At 31.1% G+C, this 24532-nt stretch carries 19 protein-coding genes; 3 read left to right on the top strand and 16 right to left on the bottom strand.

What is annotated here, in order from left to right:
* Position 1: 1 nt before the first annotated feature.
* From LX80_RS04475 to LX80_RS04545, 15 genes are all read right to left on the bottom strand, one after another.
* Positions 2–1015, bottom strand: a complete 1014-nt coding sequence (locus LX80_RS04475) for a Gfo/Idh/MocA family protein (RefSeq protein ID WP_111293846.1) — start codon at positions 1013–1015, stop codon at positions 2–4.
* On the bottom strand, positions 1012–2040 hold the full coding sequence (locus LX80_RS04480; protein WP_111293847.1) for a DUF354 domain-containing protein: 1029 nt from the start codon (positions 2038–2040) through the stop codon (positions 1012–1014). The genes LX80_RS04475 and LX80_RS04480 overlap by 4 nt, the downstream gene beginning before the upstream one ends.
* Positions 2041–2075: 35 nt before the next feature.
* Positions 2076–3350: a phenylacetate--CoA ligase family protein gene (locus LX80_RS04485; protein ID WP_111293848.1), complete on the bottom strand. Its 1275-nt coding sequence runs from the start codon at positions 3348–3350 to the stop codon at positions 2076–2078.
* A gap of 31 nt (positions 3351–3381) precedes the next feature.
* Positions 3382–4503, bottom strand: a complete 1122-nt coding sequence (locus tag LX80_RS04490) for a glycosyltransferase family 4 protein (protein ID WP_111293849.1) — start codon at positions 4501–4503, stop codon at positions 3382–3384.
* A 61-nt stretch (positions 4504–4564) separates the two neighbouring features.
* On the bottom strand, positions 4565–5572 hold the full coding sequence (locus LX80_RS04495; protein WP_111293850.1) for a polysaccharide deacetylase family protein: 1008 nt from the start codon (positions 5570–5572) through the stop codon (positions 4565–4567).
* Positions 5573–5577: 5 nt separating this feature from the next.
* On the bottom strand, positions 5578–6648 hold the full coding sequence (locus LX80_RS04500; RefSeq protein WP_170120375.1) for a glycosyltransferase: 1071 nt from the start codon (positions 6646–6648) through the stop codon (positions 5578–5580).
* A 74-nt stretch (positions 6649–6722) separates the two neighbouring features.
* Positions 6723–7964 carry a glycosyltransferase family 4 protein gene (locus LX80_RS04505; RefSeq protein ID WP_111293852.1) on the bottom strand — a complete coding sequence of 414 codons (1242 nt, stop codon included), beginning with the start codon at positions 7962–7964 and terminating at the stop codon, positions 6723–6725.
* Positions 7965–8000: 36 nt separating this feature from the next.
* The gene (locus LX80_RS04510; RefSeq protein WP_111293853.1) at positions 8001–9461 is read right to left on the bottom strand and encodes an oligosaccharide flippase family protein; all 1461 of its coding nucleotides are present in this window, start codon (positions 9459–9461) and stop codon (positions 8001–8003) included.
* Positions 9442–10722 carry an O-antigen ligase family protein gene (locus LX80_RS04515; RefSeq protein ID WP_170120376.1) on the bottom strand — a complete coding sequence of 427 codons (1281 nt, stop codon included), beginning with the start codon at positions 10720–10722 and terminating at the stop codon, positions 9442–9444. The genes LX80_RS04510 and LX80_RS04515 overlap by 20 nt, the downstream gene beginning before the upstream one ends.
* Positions 10723–10752: 30 nt before the next feature.
* On the bottom strand, positions 10753–11658 hold the full coding sequence (locus tag LX80_RS04520; RefSeq protein WP_111293855.1) for a polysaccharide deacetylase family protein: 906 nt from the start codon (positions 11656–11658) through the stop codon (positions 10753–10755).
* A gap of 50 nt (positions 11659–11708) precedes the next feature.
* The gene (locus tag LX80_RS04525; RefSeq protein ID WP_111293856.1) at positions 11709–12239 is read right to left on the bottom strand and encodes a transcription termination/antitermination NusG family protein; all 531 of its coding nucleotides are present in this window, start codon (positions 12237–12239) and stop codon (positions 11709–11711) included.
* A gap of 96 nt (positions 12240–12335) precedes the next feature.
* Complete coding sequence (locus tag LX80_RS04530) at positions 12336–14663, bottom strand: GumC family protein (RefSeq protein ID WP_111293857.1); 2328 nt, start codon at positions 14661–14663, stop codon at positions 12336–12338.
* Positions 14664–14679: 16 nt separating this feature from the next.
* Positions 14680–15465 (bottom strand): polysaccharide biosynthesis/export family protein, encoded by a 786-nt coding sequence (locus LX80_RS04535; RefSeq protein ID WP_111293858.1) that lies wholly within the window; start codon positions 15463–15465, stop codon positions 14680–14682.
* 53 nt (positions 15466–15518) lie between these two features.
* Positions 15519–16520 carry an SDR family oxidoreductase gene (locus LX80_RS04540; protein ID WP_111293859.1) on the bottom strand — a complete coding sequence of 334 codons (1002 nt, stop codon included), beginning with the start codon at positions 16518–16520 and terminating at the stop codon, positions 15519–15521.
* A gap of 3 nt (positions 16521–16523) precedes the next feature.
* A complete protein-coding gene (locus tag LX80_RS04545) occupies positions 16524–17813 on the bottom strand; it encodes a nucleotide sugar dehydrogenase (RefSeq protein ID WP_111293860.1) in 1290 nt (429 codons plus the stop codon).
* 104 nt (positions 17814–17917) lie between these two features.
* Here LX80_RS04545 and LX80_RS04550 point away from each other — a divergent pair, with 104 nt between their 5' ends.
* Complete coding sequence (locus tag LX80_RS04550) at positions 17918–18676, top strand: DUF4184 family protein (RefSeq protein ID WP_170120377.1); 759 nt, start codon at positions 17918–17920, stop codon at positions 18674–18676.
* An 11-nt stretch (positions 18677–18687) separates the two neighbouring features.
* Here the strand turns inward: LX80_RS04550 and nusG are convergent, their stop codons facing one another.
* On the bottom strand, positions 18688–19215 hold the full coding sequence (gene nusG / locus LX80_RS04555; RefSeq protein WP_111293862.1) for a transcription termination/antitermination protein NusG: 528 nt from the start codon (positions 19213–19215) through the stop codon (positions 18688–18690).
* Positions 19216–20695: 1480 nt separating this feature from the next.
* Here nusG and LX80_RS04560 point away from each other — a divergent pair.
* Positions 20696–21199 carry a hypothetical protein gene (locus LX80_RS04560; protein WP_111293863.1) on the top strand — a complete coding sequence of 168 codons (504 nt, stop codon included), beginning with the start codon at positions 20696–20698 and terminating at the stop codon, positions 21197–21199.
* A 46-nt stretch (positions 21200–21245) separates the two neighbouring features.
* On the top strand, positions 21246–24532 hold a 3287-nt coding region (locus LX80_RS04565), incomplete at its 3' end, for a putative Ig domain-containing protein (protein WP_211307696.1).

Raw genomic sequence — 24532 nt, forward strand, 5'->3', positions numbered from 1 at the left:
TTTAGTTATTTTTAAAATTTTTAATTTGTTCAATGGCCATATCTGTTAATAATGCACTTTCAAAAGTGTTAATTATATTGGGTACTTTTCCTTGAACTGCTTTGATAAAATAATCTACTTGTAATGAGTATTCTTCGCCTCTCAAATAAAAATCAACCGGTTGTGTTAATTCGTTAATATGCCTTATGTTCCAGCCTTTGGTATAATTTGTTGGGCATTGATTGTCTTTAAAAAACACTTTTAATTCAGTAGCATCTACAATTATTTTTCCATTTGTGCCAATGATTGTGAGTGAGGTTGACATTTTTCTGTAAGTTTCATCACTCCAATTAACGGATAGTACTCCTGAAATTTTTGAGCTGGTTTCTAATAATGCATATACAGCATCTTCAACAGTATCTGAATAAAATGATTTTAGTATAGAGCCATGCACATTTTCAACCGGCGCTATTAAATAGTTTATTAAATCAATTACATGTGATGCGTAATCCATTAGACATCCACCTCCTTCAGTTGGTTTTGAACGCCATGTATCCTGTTTGGGTTTAACAACTACCGGGCCATAAGCTTCCCCGGTAAAGTGTTGAATTTTTCCTAAAAAACCCTCTGATATCAATTGTTTCGCTTCTTCAAATGTTCCTAAGAATTTGTTATGATAACCAACTTGATTAATCAGTTTTTTTTCTTTTGCTAACTGAACCAATGTTTTTCCTTCATGTGTGTTCAATGAAAAGGGTTTTTCTACAAATACGTGTATATTTCTTTTAAGTAATTCACTTACAATTTCTGTATGATATTTTGTGGGTGCTGCTACAAAAACTGCTTCAGGTTTTTCTGCCTCTAACATTTTTTTATAATCACTATAGCAGTTAAATGAACCATATTTCGATAAAACATCGGTTACTAATTTAGATGTATCTGTTACACCTACTACTTTAACATCACTATGTGCACCTAAAATTGCCAAATGTGATATGCCCATTTTTCCGGCGCCAATCAATGCTACCTTTATCATACGTATTGTAATTTTAAAATTTCGTTTTTTAATAATTTATAAGCTGCCTCTCCTTTATGCATCAGTTCTAAATCCGGTTGTTTGTTATTTAAGTTGTGAAGAAATGCTTCTACCTTATCCGGTGTTAATGCTTTTTCATGAAACATTAAATTCTTTTGAATGATATATCTATCAACATCTAACAATTCATCTTGATATACTGAAATAGTAGGTATGCCTAAAATGGCTAATTCTCTTGTCATAGATCCGCCTGCACCAATAAAAAGGGTACATTTTCTTGCTATTTCATCAAAGCCAATGGGTTTGTCAGCAACTACTATGTTTGAAAATTTCGACTGGTGATAATGTTCTGATTGTGCTTTATCACGTGGAAGGATAATAATATTGTATTTATTCTGTAATGCAATTATCGTATCATCTAAAAAATTTTTTTTGCCATTGTAATATTGTGCTGTTTGTGGTTCAGGACGTATGTAAATATTTATTTGAGTATCATTATTATTTTTTCGTTCATTTTGAATAGCAATTCCTTTTTGCCATAAATAGATACCTTCTTTTACACCCGGATATTGTTCAATTTTTTTAGATGAAATTCCATTTTTTGCGATTTTATTAATGGCCAGTGTTTCCGGAATAAAAACCTTTGTGGCACAATAAAAACCTGCTTTATTTCCAATAGCGTGTTCGTTGTCATTTGTATAAATAGATGGGATGCCCAATAACTTAGCCACTACCGGAGAGTGAAATGAGCTTTGTGATACTGCAACATCAATTTTTTTATTCTTTAAAAATCTGTATAGTTGATAAACACGTATGGGATATCCAAATATTTTTTTTACAATATTTTTTCCATAGTGTTCGCCTATAGGTGTATGTGTTAATCCTTTTTGATTCAATAATGCAATTGTATTGGCTAAAGGCCTTGATGTAATAATTACTTCATGTCCATCTGCTTCTAATTCCTTAATAAGTTGATAAAACATATTAACATGAGGAGAATTCGAAAGATCGAACCATATTTTCATAATGTATAATTTAGATTTTTTCCCATTGCAAAAATTTAACCGGCTAAATTGGTTTCATCAATTACATATCGATGTTTTGCATTTTCTGCCGTTAAAAATGGTGTATTAAATATCATTTCATATTTTTCAAAATGTAGATGTTTTTTTATTGCATTTAAGTATATATCGTATTCACACAGACTTTTCGTATTATCTACATTTAAGCATATTTTGATGGTGTTTTTATTAAATGTTACTTGAAATTGTTTTACCGTTGGATCGTTTCGAAATAAAATATTAAAGAAGGCTGCATGTAAAACTTTCTTATTCATATCAACCACAAAGTCATAACTTCTGCCAATTACATTATCTATGATTGGGTAATTTCTTTTACACTTGCAAACATTTTCTTTAGAGAAAAGTACTTTATCGCCTGTAAAATAGCGCAACATAATGAAGCCTTCATTGGCTAAGTCTGTACTTATCAAATTGTTTTCTTTATCTGTTTCATACCAACTTCTGGTGGAAATTAAATGCATTTTTTTGTGTTCACATTCAAATGCTGAAATGCCTGCTTCGTTACAACCATATTGATTATAAACGTTTGTTTTAAATGCTGTTTCAATATTTTTTCTGTTTTCTTCTGTTAATACTTCCGCAGAACTTACAATGCCTTTAAGATGAGGAAATGTGATTTCCGGCATTTTATTATTAATATAAGTTGCCATTTTATCTAATGCGGTTGCGTAGCCGTATATCAATTTTGTTTTTCTTTTTTTAATATCATCAATATAGTGTTGTATATTTTCATCATTTAGTGTAAAGGTTGAATAACATTTTATGTTTAATAATTTGTAGAATATATTATGTTGTGTGCTTGATTTTATTATTGCTGAACCTGAAATAAATGCTATTCTATCACCTACTACAAATTTTGTTACTTCCCATGAAAGTAATAATCCTGCCCACATAAATGATTGTGCAAGCTGGGTAGTATAGTACACTAATGGTGTTCCGGTTGAACCACTGGTTCCTTTTTTAAATAATTTCTTTTTAAAATTTTTATTTTTTAGGCCATCTTCATTTTTTCTTACTAAGTCCTTAGTTAAAATGGGAAGCTCTTCATAGCTTTTATAGTTTCTATAATAGTCTGTATTGGTTTGAGCTAATGCAAATATTCTGTCTAATCTTTCCTTTTGAATTTTTTTTATTTCATTACTATTAAAATATTGTTCTCGGCGCAAATAAGCAAGCTGCTTTCTAATATTTGTACCTCTGGCAATATCTATTATTAATAACCTTAATTGGCCTATCCAATAATTGAAAAGCATATTCTTAAAATTGAAAATAATTTTAGAGATTTTACAAGAAGTAGTTCTTAACTTCTTCTTTTACACTGGACTGAAGAGGTAACATTTCAGAATAAATGGTTAACAATTTTTGAATAATTGCTTCCGGTTTATATTTCTGTGCTTTTATCCATGAATTTTCACCATACTTGGTTATTAATTTTTTAGAAGAAAATATTTCATCGAAAATTTTATTTAACTGCTCAAATTTTCCCGGTTCAAATAACCACCCATTTTCATTAGCTTCTACAATTGATGGTACTCCACCAACCTTTGTTGCAATAATGGGTTTTCCTGCTGACATACATTCTAAAATAGAAATTGGAACACCTTCAAAATAGGATGGGAGAATATAAATGTCTGCTTCTTGAATTACTCTATTTTTTTCTTCAGCTTTTATCCAACCAATATATTGAATATGTTCCGATAAATTTTCGTTATTAATAATGTGTAATAATTTTTGTATTTCACCATTTCCTGCAATTGTTAACCCAATATAATTTTTTTGGAACCATACATTTGTTTTAAGAAATTCTATTAAGTCGAAAATTCCTTTTTCCTTACAAACTTTTCCCAAGAATAATAAGTTAATTTTTTCTTTATTATAATCAAACAATGTTTTTACGTGTGTATCAACCGGGTTTGGAAGTACAATTACATTTTTTAAGTTCAACTCTTTGCTATAAAATTCTAACCATTCATTTGACAGACAAATTACTTTATCGCTTTTCTTTAGTGTATATATTATATATTTCTTCAGTAAACCCGCATTGTAATAATAGTTTTTGAAATTTCCGGAATGTATATGTAGAACCACTTTTTTGTTTAAAACCTTTCCAATATGGGTTAAAATTGATTTTCGAATAAAACTGCCATTGGAAGCACTATGTATGTGTACAATTTTTATTTTTCTATCAAATATTAATACATATATGTAGTGAAATATACACTGCAAAAAAAATAGCGAGGCATATATTTTATTTTCCCATCCTTTTCGCCCCGACTGGAAAGAGGGGTAGCTGGCTATAAATTTAAAGCTTGGTATATAGTTAGCATAAATTTCTAATACTGAGCCCATTCCGCCATAGTCTTTTTCAGGTCCTATGAATAGCACCTCTTCAAATTTTTTGTACATTTTTTTATGTTGTATTGTATTAAAGAATATAGAGAAGCTTTTTATGTCTTACATATTAATATTATCTTATTTTTAAAGCATTGCTTGGAACCATTTGTTTAAACAATTTTATTGGTGCGTTTTTATGAATTGAGAATCGCAGTAATTGCTCTAATTGAAGAAATGTTTCATTTGAAAAACATTTCGGATGACCGATTATGCAAATATTTTTCTTGTGCTCTAAAAAATATTTCTCTACAGTCGTTATTAATAAATTAGCTTTATAATTATCAATAGATAATACATCGGTTGTTGAGGTAAATAATTTTTTTAACGTTTCAATTTTAGATGGTTTAGTAGACTTCCCTTTTCCTTGATTCTTTTTTTTATTAAATAGTCTATCAAAAAGCACTTTCCAATATAAATTGGGTTTTACGCTGTGTGAGCTTATGGGTATTTCTATGAAAGGCCCTGCTGCATTTATTATTTTGGGTTCTTCTTTAAAATTCCAGCATGTTTCATTTGGATAGTTTGTATAATTAAAATGATGGGTTTTGGTTGTTGATTTACCATTGCTAAATACAGATGAATCAATTTTAATTCCGCATATTTCCATGGCTTCTTTAATATGATGAAATGGTTCCAAACACCAACCACCGGCTCTGTAGCTTATGATTTTTTGTTGTACTAAAGCAGATAATTCTTTATGATATTGGATAAAAAGTTCTTTAGCTTTTTCTTTGTTAAAATCAGCAAGTTTAAATCTGCTTAAATGCATATGCCATTTTTTTCCATCATAATAGCAATCTTCCCAATGGGGATGCATATGTAAACCAATTTCATGGTCACGATCATCTATATCACTTATTTGAGTAACAATAGCTTTATAGTTTTCTTGTAATTCTATATGTTTATGCATTTGCTTTTTTAAAGCAATTACATATCCTATATCTATAAAGAATACCGCCTTTTTGTTATATTTATCTAACTCGTTTAATAATCTATTCGTTGGTTCTATTAAATATTTTTCTATATTCTTTGTGGCTTCTCCAAAAAATATTTCGTAATCAAGAGTAATAAATATATTCATAATGTTTAATTTTCTATTAGTTGCTCGTACTGAACAAGCATATTATTGATATTGAATTTTCTTATTACCAATTCTCTTATTAATTCCTTATTTGCATTCATTCTTAAAAGCGTATCCCAACTTTTGGCAATAGATGTTGGGTTGTTGGGTGCAGTTAGTAATCCATTCACATTTTCTTCTATCATTTCCGAGGCACCTCCAATATTTGTTAGTGAGCAGGGTAAGCCAAATGCCATTGCTTCTAATGCAGATAATGAAAAGGTTTCACTGTTAGAAGTTAAGGTAAATATATCTGAAAGTGCATAGTAGGGGCGAACATCGGCTTGATTTCCGATAAAATGTACATAATTTTCTAAATCTAATTCCTTAACTAAGCTTGTTAAACTATTGATATAGTTACTATTACCATTTCCGGCAAATATTAAGTGTGCCTTATTATTTAGTTGAGTATGTAAAATATCAAGCGCTTTAATAGCTGCTTCATGGTTTTTTTCACTTTGAATTCTGGCTACTTTAATAATAATTTGCTCATTATTTTTTATGCCAAGTTTTGTTTTAATTTCAGGAATTTTATTTTGATCTACATTTTGTGCAGTAAAGTAATCTGTATCTATTCCGTTGTAAATTATTACTTCATTTTTCGGACTAATCCAATACTTTTTTCGTAAATATTCTCTTTGATTTTTACAGATGTAAATGAAACAGTCTTGTTGATCAATAAATCTAAAATATACTATATTTTGTAAGTAGCTCTTTCTAGAGAATGGCTTAGTAGTATGAAGTGAAACAAATATTTTAGTATCCTTATTTCCGATATATGCAATTTTAGTTAAGAAATAAGCATAAGAATTAATGCATATTATTTTATTTATTCCCTCTTTTTGAATGTATTGTTTTATTCTTTTAGTAACTAAAATATCGAACCTGCTGTTTTTTAATATTTTTGTTACTGTTATACCGCTTGGAACTTCTTTAATTAATTCATCATCATTGCTTAATAGAATAATATGTATTTTATAGTTTTTGTTTTTAAAATGATTTGCTAAACCAATCATAAATTTTTCGGCACCACCCATTGGAAGGCCGTGTATAACAAATGCAATTTTTTTTTCTTTTACCATATATTAATTGTGCATAAGTAAATGCATTGCTAACTTTTAATCTTTAGTACTTCTCTGTATTTGTACTTTCTTGTTAAAAATAATTTAAGACTTGAAGTTCTTTTATTTCTCATTTTTAATACTCTTTCGTAAGCATACAAAAGGGTATGTTGGTTTTTTTCTATTTCTGTAGCAGTGTCTTCATTTTCAATATTCATTTCAATGTTTTGATATTGATTATCTATTAATGCTTCTTCTATTTTTTCAGCTAAGTCTTTGCTGTTAGGTTCACATAATAATCCATTTTTGTGGGGTGTTATGTATTCTTTAAAAGCACCAACATTTGTTGCAACAACCATTCTGCGGTTTGCAAAAGCAGTCATTAATACGCCACTTTGTGTAGCATCTCTATAAGGGCATACAACAAATTTTGATTTTATTATTTCTTCGCTTAATTCTTCAGTTGTTAAATAGCCTTCATGTATCTCAAAATTCATTTCATATCCCACTAATTGTTTTTTATCAATTTCATAATTAAATGATGGCGCTCCTGCAATAACAAACTTTTCTTCAGGATGCTTTTTCAAAATAATTTTAGCGGCTTCTATAAATAAGTCAATACCTTTATATTCTGATAACCTTCCAAAAAATAGGATACTATTTCTATGAAATTTGTTATCCTTTATTTGTGCAGAAATACTGTACGGAAGCAACTTTAGTTGCATTAGTGGTGCCTTTATTTTTTGATAGTTAATTTTAAAAAGTTGCAACGAAAAATCCGAATAAAAGAAATATCCTTTGGCCCAACTAAAAAATATTTTTCTGGGTATGTTTAGTTTCCAATTATTTTCGCCACTATGTGGAACGGGATCATGTATAGTAATGAATAATTTCTTAAATCGTATAAATGGATATAGTCCTATACTTCTGGCGGTTATACTGTCAAAATGTATGATGTTTGCTTTTAGCTTATTAATATGACTTCCTAATTTAAAAGCATATTTAATACTTGTTAATCCAAATCCTCGCTTGCTTTTATGTATTACAAATTTTACACTGCAAACACCTTCAAAGTAGGGTTTAAATTTTTTCCATGTTTCTTCTCCTAAAACATATTCAGCATCTTCTAAATAATTGTATTTTTCTAAGTTTTCTAAATTAATTACATTGCTCTGTTTGGATTCCGGTGATATTTCAATTATCACATGTAATAATACCTGATACTTTATGCTTTGAATAGTTTCTAAAGCAGCATCTAAAAAGTAAGGTGTGGTATAATATACGACTACCATAAAGTCGGTATTTAAAAGAGCTTATTATACAGTTATCTATCTTTTGTAGAACTGTAACTTGATTTTTTTGGCAAAGTTTTCTTTATACATATTCCAAACAAAAATGCCAATAATAGTTGTAACAATCATCCAAAAACCGATAAATAACACATACTCATTTATTATTTTACTTCCCCAATAAAATAAAATTATTATGCTTATTGTGGCTGCATAAAAACTTATGGTATGCATTACCGAAATAATTTTTCTTTTTATTAGAAGTGCATCTTGTAGTATATGAAAAAAGCCAAAAGAAAAAAATATAGAAAAGTTGATAACTGAAAGTGATTTGAAAAAATAAAAACCTGTTAAGCTAAAAATTAAATTCAACGCTAAACTTATCAAATTTAACCACATATCCTTTTTCTCCATTTTCATTGCTACCAGTAAATTGGCTTGTAATAATGCTGTTGGAAATATTAGTATTGTTAAGAACATTTCTTTACAATACATTGCTGTGTTTAAATATTTTGCACCAAACAGAAAAGGAATAATGGCATCTGAAAAACTGTAAATAAAAGTAAATGCTAATATTCCATATAACGCATAAGCAACAAATGCTCTTCTAAATAGTTGAATGGTTTTTTCCTGACTTTCCTGATAAGTTTTCACCAATAAAGGATATATAGATGTTGATACAATTACCGGCAATATTTCAGCCATTGAAAATAACTTAAATGATATTTCATAATTGGCTACATCTTGTGCCTGTAAAATTTTTGAGATTAATATATTGCCCATTCGCCAATAGATGATTGAAATACTACCTATTACAACAAATGACCAATTGCTGATTAATAATTTTTTTATCTCAGTCCAATCTATGCTTGTTTGTAGAATGGCTTTTATGTTTACCAAATTTGAACTTCCGATTTTAATAAATAGATTAAGTGTAACAAATCGAAGTAATATTAAAATGATTGATAAGTAAACGATTGGAATAGGATATATAAACAGCAAACAACCGGCACCAAATTTTAAAACTGCTTCTACGGTTAAAATAATAAAGCTTTTCTTTTGTTTTTCTTCCGCTACATTGATGTATTTAATTACATAAATAACATTATCAAATATTACATTAATTCCGATAAAGATTGATAGTGTTCTAATGGTTTGATTTTGGTATAAAAGAACTGCGATAATTAAATTAACAACATAAAAAAATACACCTACAAAAATTTGAATTTTGAAAAATTTATTTATTAAAATTTGTTTGCTGTTTGTTGTAATTAATTCTCTAATAAACCATTGACCTAATCCTAATGAGGAAAATGCTACAACAAATGAATATAAGGTGTTGGCTAAAATGTAATTGGCAAAATCATCTGTACTATACTTTCTGGCCACTACAATAAAAAAAACACTAAATAGTATATTCTGAAAAATATTTGAAAATATTCCCCAAGCACTGTTCTTAAATATGCTTCCGGAAATTTTCTTATAGAATTGTTGCAGCATTTTTTTCAATATTATAATTACTCCATTTATAGCTGGTTGCCAGCATTACTAAAAATGTAATAATAAAAATGGTCATTCTAACATCACTAAATGAATACACTGTATAAAATCCAATCATCCAGGCTATTACGCCGGCAATTAGTAAAATAATTGTACTGTCTTTGTTTTTAACAAAAAGGAAAAACGCTTGCGCCATTGGAAATATAATCATAAAAAATATGCTTATAAATCCTGTTGCGCCTAATTCGGTTAAAAACTTTAAATAGCCGCTTTCCGGATGATCATAATACGTAATTTCATTATCGACCAACCAAAACTGGTCAGGGTTATGAACAGAAACATAATTGGTATAATTACCTAATCCAATACCAAAGTATTTGTGATCTAAAAATATTTTAAATGCATCAACCCAAATTGCAAATCTGAAAGCATAGGTGTCATCAACCGATGTACGTTTAAACATTGCTATATTATCCTTAAAGTTGTCAATAACAATGTAAGCTAAAATTCCTACAACTATAATGGCGTAGCGATAGCTAGATTTTCCAAATAAAATTACTAAGAACATTCCGGCAGCCCATCCACCCAATCCACCACGCCCACCTGTAAACAGTATAGCAACTAATGCGCTTAAAAATAAAGCGTAATTAAGTGTAGATACTTTTTGTGTTGTTGGATCTTTTATTAAAAAAATAAAACTCATGGCTGCCAGGTACTGTGCATACTTTTGTGGATCTTGAAAAAAGCTTGTATATCTGGTACCTTCCGATAATACGTTGGGATTTTGCACTTTTGCTAAAGAAAATCCTACACCCAAAACAAATTGTCCCAATAGAAATGCCAGTGAGAAAAGGAATACTATTTTTAAACACTGAACAATTTTATAAAAAAATGTCGGATCGGCAACTATTTCATCAACTGAAATTTTAGCAAATAAAAATAAACATATATATTCTATGCAATATGTGGTAGTGGAACTTGTTAAGCTTTCAGCTTTATAAAGTCCTACAATTATTATAATAACGAGAAATATGAATGTGATAAGATATACTTTCCCATTTTTAAGATTTACTTTTTTGGGTGAATAAAACCCAAATAAAAAACTTAGCGTTACTACATCAAAATCCGAAAAAAATAAGTCGCCATAATGTGTATCTATTGCAAGGAAAGGGAATGCTAATAATATGAATTGTACATAAGCCTTATTTTTATCGCCGGTAGTAAATAGCATCAATGCAAAAAATGATGCTACAGTTAACATGAATAATATGATAAATATCTTACTGCCCATCTAATACTTTTTCTTTTGATTGCTATTAAACCAAACCCCGGTTATTCTACTAATGGTTTCAAAATATCCTGCATTTTCCCAAATTTCAAAACGCGGTATTTCAAATTTGTTGGTAAGCTGCTCCTTAGTTAAATAATTTGTTTTAGTGGTGAATGCTAATTTGTATCCATTTTTTTCCAATAATTCTAATTCTCTTTTTCCATAATCTCCGTTAGGGTAAGCAAACTCATCAATTTTTTTACCTAACAAGTGTTCTAATTTTTTTTTTGATTCTTTTATTTCGAACTGTGCTTCATCATCATTACAATTAGGTAAAATAGGATGTGTTACTGTATGGCTTCCTATGGTAATGTATTTGCTTTCCGATACGGACTGCAATTCTTCCGGATACATTGCTTCTCTATCCAAATTCAACACATTTTTAATTTCATTTACCACTTTTAATCGTTCAGCATTATTTAGTTTTTTTAATGCTTCTGCATTGTGCGTTGTTAAATGTAGTTTTTGAGCTTTATTAACATAGGTCCACCAATAGCCACCGCCCATTTCAATGGCTTCAGTAGCAGCAAATATGGTTACGGGAATTTGATATTGTTTGGCTACGGCCACAATATTTTTTATATTGCTTCTCCAGCCATCATCAACCGTTATAATTGCGGTTGCCTTTGGAAAGGGAATTTTACCCGTTGCAATTTTTTCAATTTGTTTTGTAGGAATAATAGTAAATCCGTTATTTAAAAGCCAACGGATTACAAACTCAAATAATTTGGATGATGGTTTATGAAAGTAAATAGATAGAATATATTCACCATTCAAAGCTCCTTTTTTTGCTCTTTTAATTTTTCCCGACAACAGATACCAAAATCCAAGTAATTCAGCTAAAATATTTCTTACAAAGTTTTTCATATATGCATCTTCCCAACTTAATTGTTGATAATTAAATCAATAAGCCATGTTTAGAAAGATGGCATAAGTTTATTAAAACTTACTGAAGTTGTGCCCAACATCATAGTCGGTATTTCAGCTAAATCAGCTAATAAATTATAGCCTAATGAAGGTATTGACAATTTGATTGTATTTGTATCCAATTGTGTATTGGTTTTGTTAACATTTACAAACTCTGTCATGTGCATTAAAGTAGCTTGATTAACAGGGCGTTTTTCTAATCTTACATTTTTAAACTCGTTCAAAAAATATTTAATATCATTTACTTCAGATTCTTTAATTGTGGCCACCTCATCAAGCCAGTAAACTAAATTAATGATATCATCACTGATGCTTGTAATATCTTTTAACTTATTAGGTGTTGTTTTTACAAACACGTAATTTTTGAACATAGGTTCGAATACAAGCTTTTTCTTGTCTTGATAATGATTTAAAATACAGTTTAACGGACAAAAGGCTTCATAACCTTTCTTTGCTAAATGCATTGCTACTTTTTTTTCAGCATTTGATTTAGTGTAAACTACATACCAATTCTGTGTCATTTTGTGAATTTTTAAAGGGTTATAAATAAAAGGCTATTGGAGGTTTCATCAAGGCTAGGGTAACCTTAGGAAATTGGAATTGGTAGTATCAATAAATTATTTGTTTTTTTGTTTAGGTCGGTTATAGGTGTAAACATAATCATTACCATAACCATAACCGTACTCATAATTATTTTTAAAGAATCCACGCGATTTCACTCCATTAAATATAATTGCTGCATTTTTTAATGGATTGATTTTACAAGTATCATCTATTCTTTTCAGCAATTGTTTAGGTGTGTATTTATGACGTACTACATACAATGTTGCACTACTATAGTTTGATAAGATAAACGCATCGGTAGCTAAGAAAACAGGTGGACTATCAATAACAACTACATCAAAAATATTTTCTACATATTGAATCAATTCTTTTGTTTTTTCACTTACTACTAATTCAGATGGATTATCGGGTAGGTTACCTGCCGGTATAAAAAACAGATTATCATAACCATTTACTCTTCTTATTACTTCTTCCGGCTCTTTTTCACCTTTTAAATAATCACTTACTCCGGGTTCTTCTGTTTTTTCTAGTGCTCTACTTAAGCCCGGATTATGTAAGTCAAAATCTAATAAAATAACTTTTTGACCGGTTAATGAAATGCCCGCTGCTAAATTGGCTGCAATAAAACTTTTTCCTTCACCGGAAATGCTTGAGGTGATTAGAATTTTTTTATTTTTTTCAGATATTCCTAAAAATGGTAATGCAGCTCTAATTTTTCTGATTTGTTCAGATATGATGCTTTTCTTTCCTGATTCAATAACAAAGGCATCTTTGGTTTTTTCAAAGAAAACTTCACCAATAATTTGCATTGAGGTGAGTGCAGTTATTTCATCTCTAAACAATACTTTTTTATTGAAGCCTTCTTTTAAAGTTATGAAAACAACAGGTACACCAAATGCAAATGCTAAAGCTGCTAAGTAAATAATAATTTTATTAGGACTTACCGGGTCAGTTCCCGCTTCTGCATAATTCACAATTCTGCTGTCTGATATAATTGCTGCCAATGATAGTTTTGTTTCTTCTCTTTTTTGTAATAGGAATTGATAAATGCCATTCTGAATATTTTGATTCCTGCTTATTTCTAACAGTTGTCTTTCTTTTTGTGGAATGGTGGTTAATACTGCATTGTATTGGTTATTGGTACTTGCAAGTTTTTCCTTTGCAGCTTGAATGCTGTTTTTTTGTGATTTTATATTGTCAATTATATCTCCTTTAATTCTTTTAATTTGATCGGTTACAGAAATTAGCATGGGGTTGTTTTCAGCAACTGTTCTGCGAAGTTTATCATATTCAGACTGTGCATTATTTAAGTTGGTTATTAATAATACTAATGCGGGATCATTTACACCTAAAGTAGATGGAAGAATAATGCCTCCCTTTTCTGAATTCACTGTTTTATCGAGTTGGTCTAATACCGCAGCTTGCATATTTAAATCGCTCATTTTTTGATCGTTGGCACTAACATTTTGCAAGTATAATTGCCCTTGTGTACTTATATCAACAGCATTGCTGCCTGCTTTATAACTTTGAATGTTTTGTTGAATATTATCCAAATCACGGCCAACTAAATTTAATCGTTCATCAATAAAAGCCAATGTATTGGTTGCCAAGTTGTTTTTTTCAATGATGGCAGCATTTCTATATTCTTGAATTAAATAGTTTAAAATGTCTTCTGCCCGTTTAGGAACTGCATCGCGATAACTTAAATCGATAACACTTGATAATTTGTTGGATGCACTTACTTTTAATACTCGTAAAATATTTTCTACCGTTTCTTTCGGGCTTAACAAAGAAAAATAATAAGGTTTATCATTATTGTTATCTACAAAAACAGTTGGGTTGGGAATGAACTTTAATATTCCGTAAGGTGTGTAAACCCATTCATTTACTGCATATGTTAAGTTATTGTTCAAGGTTACTGAAGTAAAAGAACTGTTTATTTTTATAAACACTTTTTTTACATTTTTTATAGAATCAGGATTTGCTGCTTCTATAAAAACAGGACTTTCTTTGTATACGGGTCTTGGGCGAACTTTACCTTCTTGCGTTATGGGTGCATACAAATGTAATTTCCTCACCACACTATCCATTAATGTTCTTGATTGCAACACCTCAATTTCATTTTCAATAATTTTTTTGGTACTAATCATGTTTAATGATTCAACAAATTTTGAATCATCATAACCTTTTTTTTCATCTTTTACCAATAGTGTTGCTGTTGCTTCATACTTAGGTGTAGCATACCGCAAATAAGTAAAAGCTAAGGCTGCACCAATTATTAAAAACACTACAAATAATGGCCAGTAGGGAAGGTACTTTGTTACCATTTGCCTAAATAAGCTTTCATTTTTAGGCAATCCGGAAATTTGATTGGCTGACATAATTTACGTGTATTTATTATTTTATAATTCTATCTAATACAATGGCAACTACTGATAAGCCGCTTAATACTGCAGGTAATAATAGTTGCGTTCTATTAACACTTGCCACTTTGTTTTTATTGGCTTCTACATAGATTACATCGTTTGGTTCTAAATAATAATAGGGTGAAGTAAAAAAGGAAGGTGAGTTTAAATCAATACGAGTAACTTTTCTTTCACCATCGTGTTCTCTTATTAATAACACATTGTCCTTTCTACCATATATAGTTATATCGCCTGCTAATCCGAGTGCTTTTACCATTGAAATTTTTTCGCTGGGTACTGTTATTACGGTGGGTCTTCCTACTTCACCCAATACAGTAACTTCATAATTCATTTGTCGAATGGTAACAATTGGGTCTAATAATAATTTCTTTTCCAAAATTTGATTGGTGATATAACTTTTTAATTCTTTTTTAGATAAACCTGCAGCTTTTATGTATCCTAAAACCGGCAATTGTATGTATCCTTCATTGTTTACTAAATAACCGCCAATATTTGCTGATGTGCCTGTACTTGAAGTGGTGCTTGCATTAATGTTGTTGGTAGAATTAAATATAGCAGAGGCTTCTGCATTTAAGCTACTAATGTTAATGTATAAAATGTCGCCTTTTTGAATAGGTACTTCTTTAACATCATCCGGTACTTTAAATTGCACTTGTCCTGCATCATAAAAGTAGGTAGAACGTTTTGTACTAACACATGATGTAACAGTAAGAATAACTAAACAAAAAAAAGTAAATTGTTTTAATTGTGTTTTCATATAGCTAATTGGTTATAGGGTTAAGGTTATTTTTGGTAGAATATGAAAATTGCTTATTTCGTTTCAAAATGATCGGGGTTATCGCGGTACCATTTTATGGTAATTGCCAGCCCTTCATCAATTGAAAATTCTGGATTATAATCTAAAATTTTTCTTGCTTTATCAATATTGGCTAAACTATGTTTAATATCGCCTTTTCTTTCCGGTAAATAATTAGGGGAAATATTTACATTACCTATTGCATTAATTTTTTGCCATAGTTCTGTTAATGTTGTGGAACTGCCATAAGCAATGTTAAATACTTCACTTTCAAAAATATTATCTGCAAATAGTGCTTTTATATTTGCCTGAACTACATTTTCAATAAATGTAAAATCTCTCGATGTTAATCCATCACCGTAAATGCTGGGTGCAATTTTTTGAAGCATTGAATGAACAAATAATGGAATAACCGCTGCATAAGCACCTTTAGGGTTTTGTTTTGGACCAAATACATTAAAGTATCTTAATCCAATAGAGTGGAATTGATAAGATGTTGAAAACACTTTTGCATACAATTCATTTACCAATTTTGTAACTGCATAAGGTGAAAGTGGGTTCCCTATAATATGTTCAACTTTGGGTAAGTTTTTACTATCACCATAAGTACTTGAGCTGGCTGCATAAACTAATCGTTTGATCCCTATGTTTTTTGCAGCAGTTAAAATATTTAAAAATCCTGAAATGTTTACTTCATTTGTTGTTATAGGATCTTCAATTGAACGTGGTACAGAGCCTAAAGCTGCCTGGTGTAATACAAAGTCTATATCAGTTATTGCTTTAACACATGTTTCATAATTTCTTATATCACCTTCAATTAATTCAAAGTTGGGATAATGCAAAAATGGCTTTACATTATTTATATGGCCTGTGCTAAAATTATCTAACACCCTAACTTTTTTTGCTTCATATTTTAGTAAATATTCAACTAAGTTTGAACCAATAAAACCTGCGCCACCCGTAATTAATATTTTCTTGTCGTTAAGTGGAGTAGAATGAAAAGGCTTGTTAAACATATATTACAGTCTTGCGTCAATTAATTCTTTATCAAAAACCGATTTTACATCATACACCACACATTGTTTTCTACATATATTTTTTATTTGTTCATACGTGAATTGTTTATGTGCAACGGCAATTACAACGGCGTTATAATAGTGTTTAATTTCCGGGAATTCTTCTAAAGCTTCAATGCCATATTCATGTTTAACTTCTTCTCTATTTGCCCAAGGGTCATAAACATCTACATTAATTTGGTATGATTTTAGGTGACGAATAATATCAATTACTTTAGTATTTCTTACGTCGGGGCAATTTTCTTTAAAAGTTATTCCTAAAACAAGTACTCTGCTTCCCACAACTTGAATTTCTTTTTTTACCATTAATTTAATTACCTCATCTGCTATATAACTTCCCATACTGTCATTTAATCTTCTTCCGGCAAGAATTATTTCAGGGTGATAGCCTACTTCCATAGCTTTTTGTGCTAAATAGTAAGGGTCAACACCAATGCAATGACCGCCAACTAAACCTGGTTTAAATTTTAAAAAATTCCATTTAGTAGCTGCGGCATCTAAAACATCATTGGTATCAATGTTTAAATGATTAAATATTTTCGATAGCTCATTAATGAAGGCAATATTGATATCGCGCTGTGCATTTTCAATCACTTTTGCTGCTTCTGCCACTTTAATAGAGGGGGCCATATGCGTACCGGCTTCAATGATACTTGCATAAACGGCATTTATTTTTTGGGCTGCCTCAGGTGTAGAACCCGATGTTACTTTTTTGATTTTTGAAACGGTATGTTCCTTATCACCCGGATTGATACGTTCGGGTGAATAGCCTACATAAAAATCTTGATTAAATTTTAAACCCGATTTTTTTTCCAAAACAGGTACACATTCATCTTCAGTAACGCCAGGATAAACAGTTGATTCATAAACTACTATGTTGTTCTTTGATAAATATTCACCAACAATTTCGCTGGCTTTTATTAAAGCAGTAAGATCGGGCCTGTTGTATTTGTCAACAGGCGTTGGTACAGTAACAATGTAAAAGTTGGCTTCAGCTAAAATTGCCTTATTCTTAGTAACAAATAAGCCTGGTTCTGCATTATGTTGTTGTTTTAACACTGCATTTAATTCTTCTTCATTGGTTTCAAGTGTGTAATCATATCCATTATTTAATGTTTGCACTCTTCTTTCATTTATATCAAAACCTATTACAGGATATTTTTTTGCAAATTCTACTGCCAGCGGTAAGCCTACGTATCCTAAACCTATAATCGCTATTTTCAATTCCTTCATAAAAACAATGTTTTAAGCCAATTATTTATATTATTAATCCTAGTTATGTTTTTTTGTATTGCTTTGTTGCTATTCTTTGAATGTTTATAATTAATTTGTGCAATATGCCATTCACCTTTGCCCATCCAGCAGTTATTATTCCCATTTACAGAAAATGGAAAAATTATTTTTCACTTACCGGGTTGGTAGTGGGTAGTTTAGTGCCAGATTTTGAATATTTCATCCGAATGTCAAAAAACCGATTGTACACACATAATTGGTTCGGATTAATTTGGGCTGATTTGCCACTTGGCATAATTCTTGCTTACATTTTTCATTATGTTGTAAAGCAACAATTGTTGCTGCATTTGCCCCCCGTCTTTAAAAATAAATTGTTACCCTATAATTCCTTAAACTGGAATACATACTTTAAACATCATTATGTTGTAGTATGTATTTCTATTTTATTGGGAGGTGCTACTCATCTGTTGTGGGATAGTTTAACCCACGACAATGGCTTGATTGCGCAATTATTACATATTAGTGGACATAGGATAAACATTGCTAACATTCGATTACATATCACATCTTGGTTGCAATTATTGAGCTCTGCAATTGGAATGTGGTTTATTGTATGGGTTATTTTACAATTACCAAATAGAAATTGTACAACACAACAAAGGGATACAACTATAAATTATTATTGGATAAAGGTTTTAATTTTTGCTTTTATAATTTGCTTTGTAAGAATTTATTTTTTTATGCCGTTTTATCGGCCTCTTTCAATATTGGTATCCATTATTGCATCTTTATTATATAGCTTAATTGTTGTTCCAATTGTTTTTTCAGATGTAGTTTTTAAAAACTTGCATACAAGGAACTGACAATTAATAATTTACGCACTCATTGAATTGGTTCGGTTGTTATCAATTTTTTCAACATGATGAACATCTATTTCTGCAACCATTGCATAGCCAATAGAAGGTAATATTACTTTGATACTTTTTTTGTAAACGGCTAATACTTTTCCCTCATATTTTTTTAGTGGTCCTTCAATAATGCGTATTGTATCATTGCAATGAATCCTGTTACTTTCTACTGTTACATTATTGTATTGTTCCAGGAAAGATTGAATCAAGGTTATTTCTTCTTCTTTAATTACAGCCGGTTTGCCTTCATGTGTTACAAAATACAATACACCATCTGTATTACGGGTTTCTATTTTTTCTTTTTCGCTTATTTGAACAAAAATGTATGAACGAAATAAAGGCTCATAACTTGTTTTTTTCCTGTCTGACCACTGTTTAATTACCTTGTTGAATGGGCAGTAATTTGTGATATTTTTTTTGTTTAATAGTTGAACTACTTTCTTTTCCCATTTAGGTTTTGTGTAAACAGCGTACCATTTTTTTTCTAAAGCCATAAAAATTGATTTTAGGCATCATTTTTGTTATATTTCATTTTCGTAATTTCTTTACTTTTTTATTGAATAATTTAATCAGTGTGCATTTATTCGATAAAAAACATAAAGCTAGCGCTACTCTTTGCCACATTTCTGTGTCTCAGAAGCAATTATTTGCATTTTTAAACCAGTAAATACGTATTTACCGGTTCACGCTTTATTTAATTTAATTATCCCACATTCATTCAACCAATATTTACACGGCTATCATTTATAGCGTTTATATTGATTTTATGAACATTATTAATATTTATTTTTTAGCATTTATACTAAATCTAATTATTAATAACCTAATAATAAAATAATGAATAGGATTTACAGTTAGTTGTTTTTTACGGAGGATAGTTGGGTAGGATGTTTGGATGTTAAAACACTAAAGCACGGGTTTTTGATAAGGATTTTTGGTATTGATATTAATGATATGTAGCAATCAATATTGCGTTATTTCTATAGTCAAATATATGGTTTTTTTCGATTGAGAACCAAATATTTAATTATGCACATTAGCCCAATTTCATACTTTTTATGTATTCGTAATTAATTGAAAACAAATATACTTATCGATTTTTAACCTAGCAATCCCCTAAAATGGGTATTTTGTTTTTTTCATAAACTTTAGCTGAGTTTGATTAGTTTAGAATGATGGTTAATATTATTTTATTGAATTCACATTTCTGCATTAAATAAGTTTAAATCTTCTCTTTCCTTCTATTATATGCCTATACTATTATTCAGTTGTATAAAGTTCTTAGGGCATGAGTGTCGTCTAATTACTAGTTTAATGATGATATTTTAACCTTATTAATAAAAATCATTGTAATTACCTTTTCATCATAAATGTTTTAATAGTTATTTTTTAGGTGTTTTGTAAATGATAATCAATGTTTTGTAGTTATCGGTTTACTATGATTGCCGAAAAAAATGATGCGATTAAGTTTATTCATGTGTTATTATTTCCTTGTTTAACAGCTTGTAAAATGTCTTATATTTTTTGATGTTTTTTTACTTCTATCGATTTTCATATACATATTTATTATTATTTATTATTTGAAACTATCATGTTGTATTGCAATAGTTTAATGATATTCCAAGTAGTCTTATATGATTTAAAGTGTCAAATTGTTACTACAATGATGATATATAAATAATGTATTCAGTTAAATTTTAGTTATTTATATGTTATATTATAAACTAATGCAAATTTTTCTTTTTTTCGACTGATTTCAACATCATTTTTTTTTGTTCAATGCCATGCTACATTTGTTAAGTAAAATTTAATATCGAAAAAACCTATTATTACTCACATGATCTAAAAAAACTTTTTCAATTACACATATTGTTGAGTGCTATCATTTAAAAATAGCAAAATGTTAAACAAGCGCCCTTTTGTTAGCACTGTAACGTTTTTGTGTTTTTGATACAACCCTTAAAAAATTTGTATATGAAAAAAACTTTACTTCTAGCATTATTTGTTTCTATTTTCTTTCATTTATCTGCACAAACAGTAGCTGACATAAAAGCCAAAATGAGTGTAGTGCAAAAAAACGATTATTCAAAGTCGTTGCAGTTATTACAAGAGGGTAATATTCTAGGTCAATTAGAGACTGCTAATACGGCTACTATTTTTTTAATACCAAATATTGCTTTTGAGGCATTGCCGGCAAATATCTCTCAGGCATTATTGGTTGAAAAAAATCAACAAAATATCATTCAATTTTTTTCAAATCTTAGTTTCTCGGCCGCAATTGATGCGGGTGAGTTATTCTCGTCGCTTCAAGTACCTAATAGCATAGTACACTTAACCAATAAGGCAGGTGAGGAACTTGCGGTATCAAAGAATGGTGATTGGCTAATGGTTACTTCACCCAAAGGCAGGGAGGCAAATATTATTGCACATTTTACTGTAGGTAAAATGGTGATTGGCTTACTTTCTTCAATGTACTAATTTTTTGTCTGCCCATTTTATATTCTAACCTGATTAAATATGTTATATGAGAAATGATTATTCTGAATATTTACAAAAGAGCAGACAAGTCTATTACAATAGGTTATTGATTATTGTGGCTGCTTTTTTGATTTTGAGTATAAATAATTTATATGCTCAATGTCCTGCCAATTTCAATTTTAATTATAATAATTTGTCGTATTGGACAATTAATTTACAATTATACAATGGTGCAACAGTTCCTAATACAAATGTTACTACATTCAATGCCCCACCTGCATCTATTCAATCACTACAGTCATATTTAGACCAATCTGGTGGTCAAAATGCGGTTCAAATTTTTGCGAACACCGGTAGTAGTCAATCAACTGATCCAATTGCACCAACTATCAAAACTGTACCAAACATTAATGGCTATCAGTATGATTATGCAGTAAAATTGGGGAATACAACTACCGGCAGGTTGGTTAGAAAAATATCTTATTTAATTAATGTGCCAACAGGTGTTACCGCTTATAATGTAACTTATGCATATGCTTTGGTGTTGCAAGATCCCGGGCATGCCTGGGATGCGCAACCGCGTTTTACAGCTACAGTGCGTGATCCAGAAAAGCCTGCTGGGCAAGATACTATTAAATGTGCTTCTGTTTCTTATTTTGTTCCTGCCTCAGCGGCAGATAAAGCAGCCCAAGGTTTTTTCTTAACCAGTTCCGGGGCATATGCTAAAGATTGGTCAGAAGCATCTTTGGATATAGCCGGTTGGTCAGGCAAAACTATCATTATTGAATTTGAATCAGATGACTGCTCTGCAGGTGGGCACTATGGTTATGCTTATTTTGCTATACGGAATGATGGTTGTGGGGCCGGTTCTGTTACCGGTAATAGTATAATTTGTGGTAACAATGGTACTTATTTATATTCTACACCGCCTATTTTGGGGGCAAGTTATAACTGGACTCTCCCTTCAGGATGGACAGGTACTTCAACAACCAACGCAATTACTGTTACCCCAAGCAGCAATGGTGGTTACATAACTGTTACGCCTACAAAATCTTGCGGAAGTGTTCAAACCCGTTCATTAAATGTTACAGTAGCTACTTCTGTTCCGGCAGCCCCGGGAACAATTAGTGGGCCAGCTTCAATTTGTAATAATTCTTCTAACTTAACATATACCGTTAACAGGGTAAGTAATGCTTCTTCTTACGCTTGGACAATTCCGCCAGGATGGACGATTGTTAATGGAGGAACTGATACAACCGTAACAGTAAATGCTACTACGTCTGGTGGTTCTATTTCGGTTGTTGCTAAAAATGGTTGTGGATCTAGCAATCCCAGTGCTTCAACACTTTCTATTATTAATTCACCTGCCAGTGTGGGTGGTACAACAACAGGAGGTACAAGTGTTTGTGCAGGAACTAATGTTTCATTAAGTTCTAGTGGTTATACCGGTACAATTCAAAGTTGGCAAAATTCAACTGATGGGGGATTAACTTGGAATGATATTGCCGCTACAAGCACTTCTTACACAGCTAATAACCCTACTACAAGTGCTTTATATAGAATAAAGGTACAAAATGGTTCTTGTCCTCCTGCATATAGTACCCCAACTACTTTGTCGGTAAATGCACCTCCTGCTATTATGTTTAACCCAACTAGTGTTGGTGCTTGTACGGGTGGTACAGTTAATTTTTCAGTTACAGCTACAGGTGCCGGATTATCTTATCAGTGGCAAAGAAGCACAGACGGAAACAATTGGGTAAATATAACCGGCTCAGGTACTCCCGCTGATGGTATTACATATAGTAATTATACAACAAATCAATTAACACTTGCCAACGTTCCAATTGGCGCCAATAATTATCAATATAGGTGTGTTGTTTCCGGAACTTGTAGCCCACAGGCTATTTCAACGGCTGCTACCATATCAATATCTGGTGCATCTGCAACCATATCTACACAGCCAACGGGTATCACTTTGTGTCAGGGTTCTACAACAACACTTTCAATGTCAGCAGTTGGAAGCAATTTAACATATCAATGGTATACTAATACCAATAATGCTAATACAGGTGGAACTGCAATATCCGGTGCTACGCAAAAAGATATAACTTTTTCAGCATCTTCTTCAGGAACTACATATTATTATTGTGTGGCAACTTCTACTTGTGGTGCAAATTCAGTTACTGCAGCCACCAATGCAGTACCGGTAGTTGTAAATACTAGTAACACAGTTAGTGTATCTTTTTCAGCTAATCCCGGTAATACTATATGTGCAAATACCCCGGTAACGTTTACAGCAAATCCAATAAATGGAGGAACAAGTCCCAGTTTTGTTTGGACAAAAAATAATGTTGTAGTTGGAACCTCAGCAGCAACTTATATAGATAGTAGCTTGAATAACGCAGATGTTATAGGCTTAACATTAAACTCAAACGTAAGTTGTGCAATTGGAAATCCGGCATCTGCAGCCCCTGCTATTATTACAGTTAATCCTTTGCCTGCAGTTGCAAATATTACAGGGCCCAATACTGTTCAAAAGGGAAACACCATTACACTCAATAATTCCACCAATGGAGGTACATGGAGTTCATCAAATAATAGCATTGCAACTGTAAATAGTAGTGGCTTAGTAACTGGCGTTGCAGAAGGAAATGTTACAATTACTTATACTTATAATAATGGAACATGTACTAATAGTTCTTCTTTGAATATAACTGTTACCGAGGTGCCACCAAGTGCCTTAAGTTATACTACGCCAAATGTTTATACAGTGGGTTCTACTATTTCATCACTCAATCCAACATATAGTGGTGGTATAGTAACTGATTTTGGTATCAGTCCTGCTTTACCTGCGGGTTTAAGCTTTAATAGCACTACGGGTGTAATTAGTGGAACACCGACAGCAATAAGTGCAGCGACAAATTATACGATTACAGCAACTAATAGCGGTGGTAGTACAACAGCAATTGTCAACATAACAGTGAATGATGTAGCACCGAGTGGCTTAAGTTACACTACGCCTAATGTGTATACAGTAGGCACAGCGATAACACCATTAACACCGAGTGTGAGTGGTGGAGCAGTAACTAGCTACAGTATAAGTGGAACATTACCTGCGGGTTTAAACTTTAATACAACTACAGGTGTAATTAGTGGAACACCGACAGCAATAAGTGCAGCGACAAATTATACAATTACAGCAACTAATAGCGGTGGTAGTACAACAGCAATTGTCAACATAACAGTGAATGATGTAGCACCGAGTGGCTTAAGTTACACTACGCCCAATGTATATACAGTAGGCACAGCGATAACACCATTAACACCGAGTGT

Source organism: Hydrotalea sandarakina (assembly GCF_003254115.1).
Classification (GTDB): Bacteria; Bacteroidota; Bacteroidia; order Chitinophagales; family Chitinophagaceae; genus Hydrotalea; species Hydrotalea sandarakina.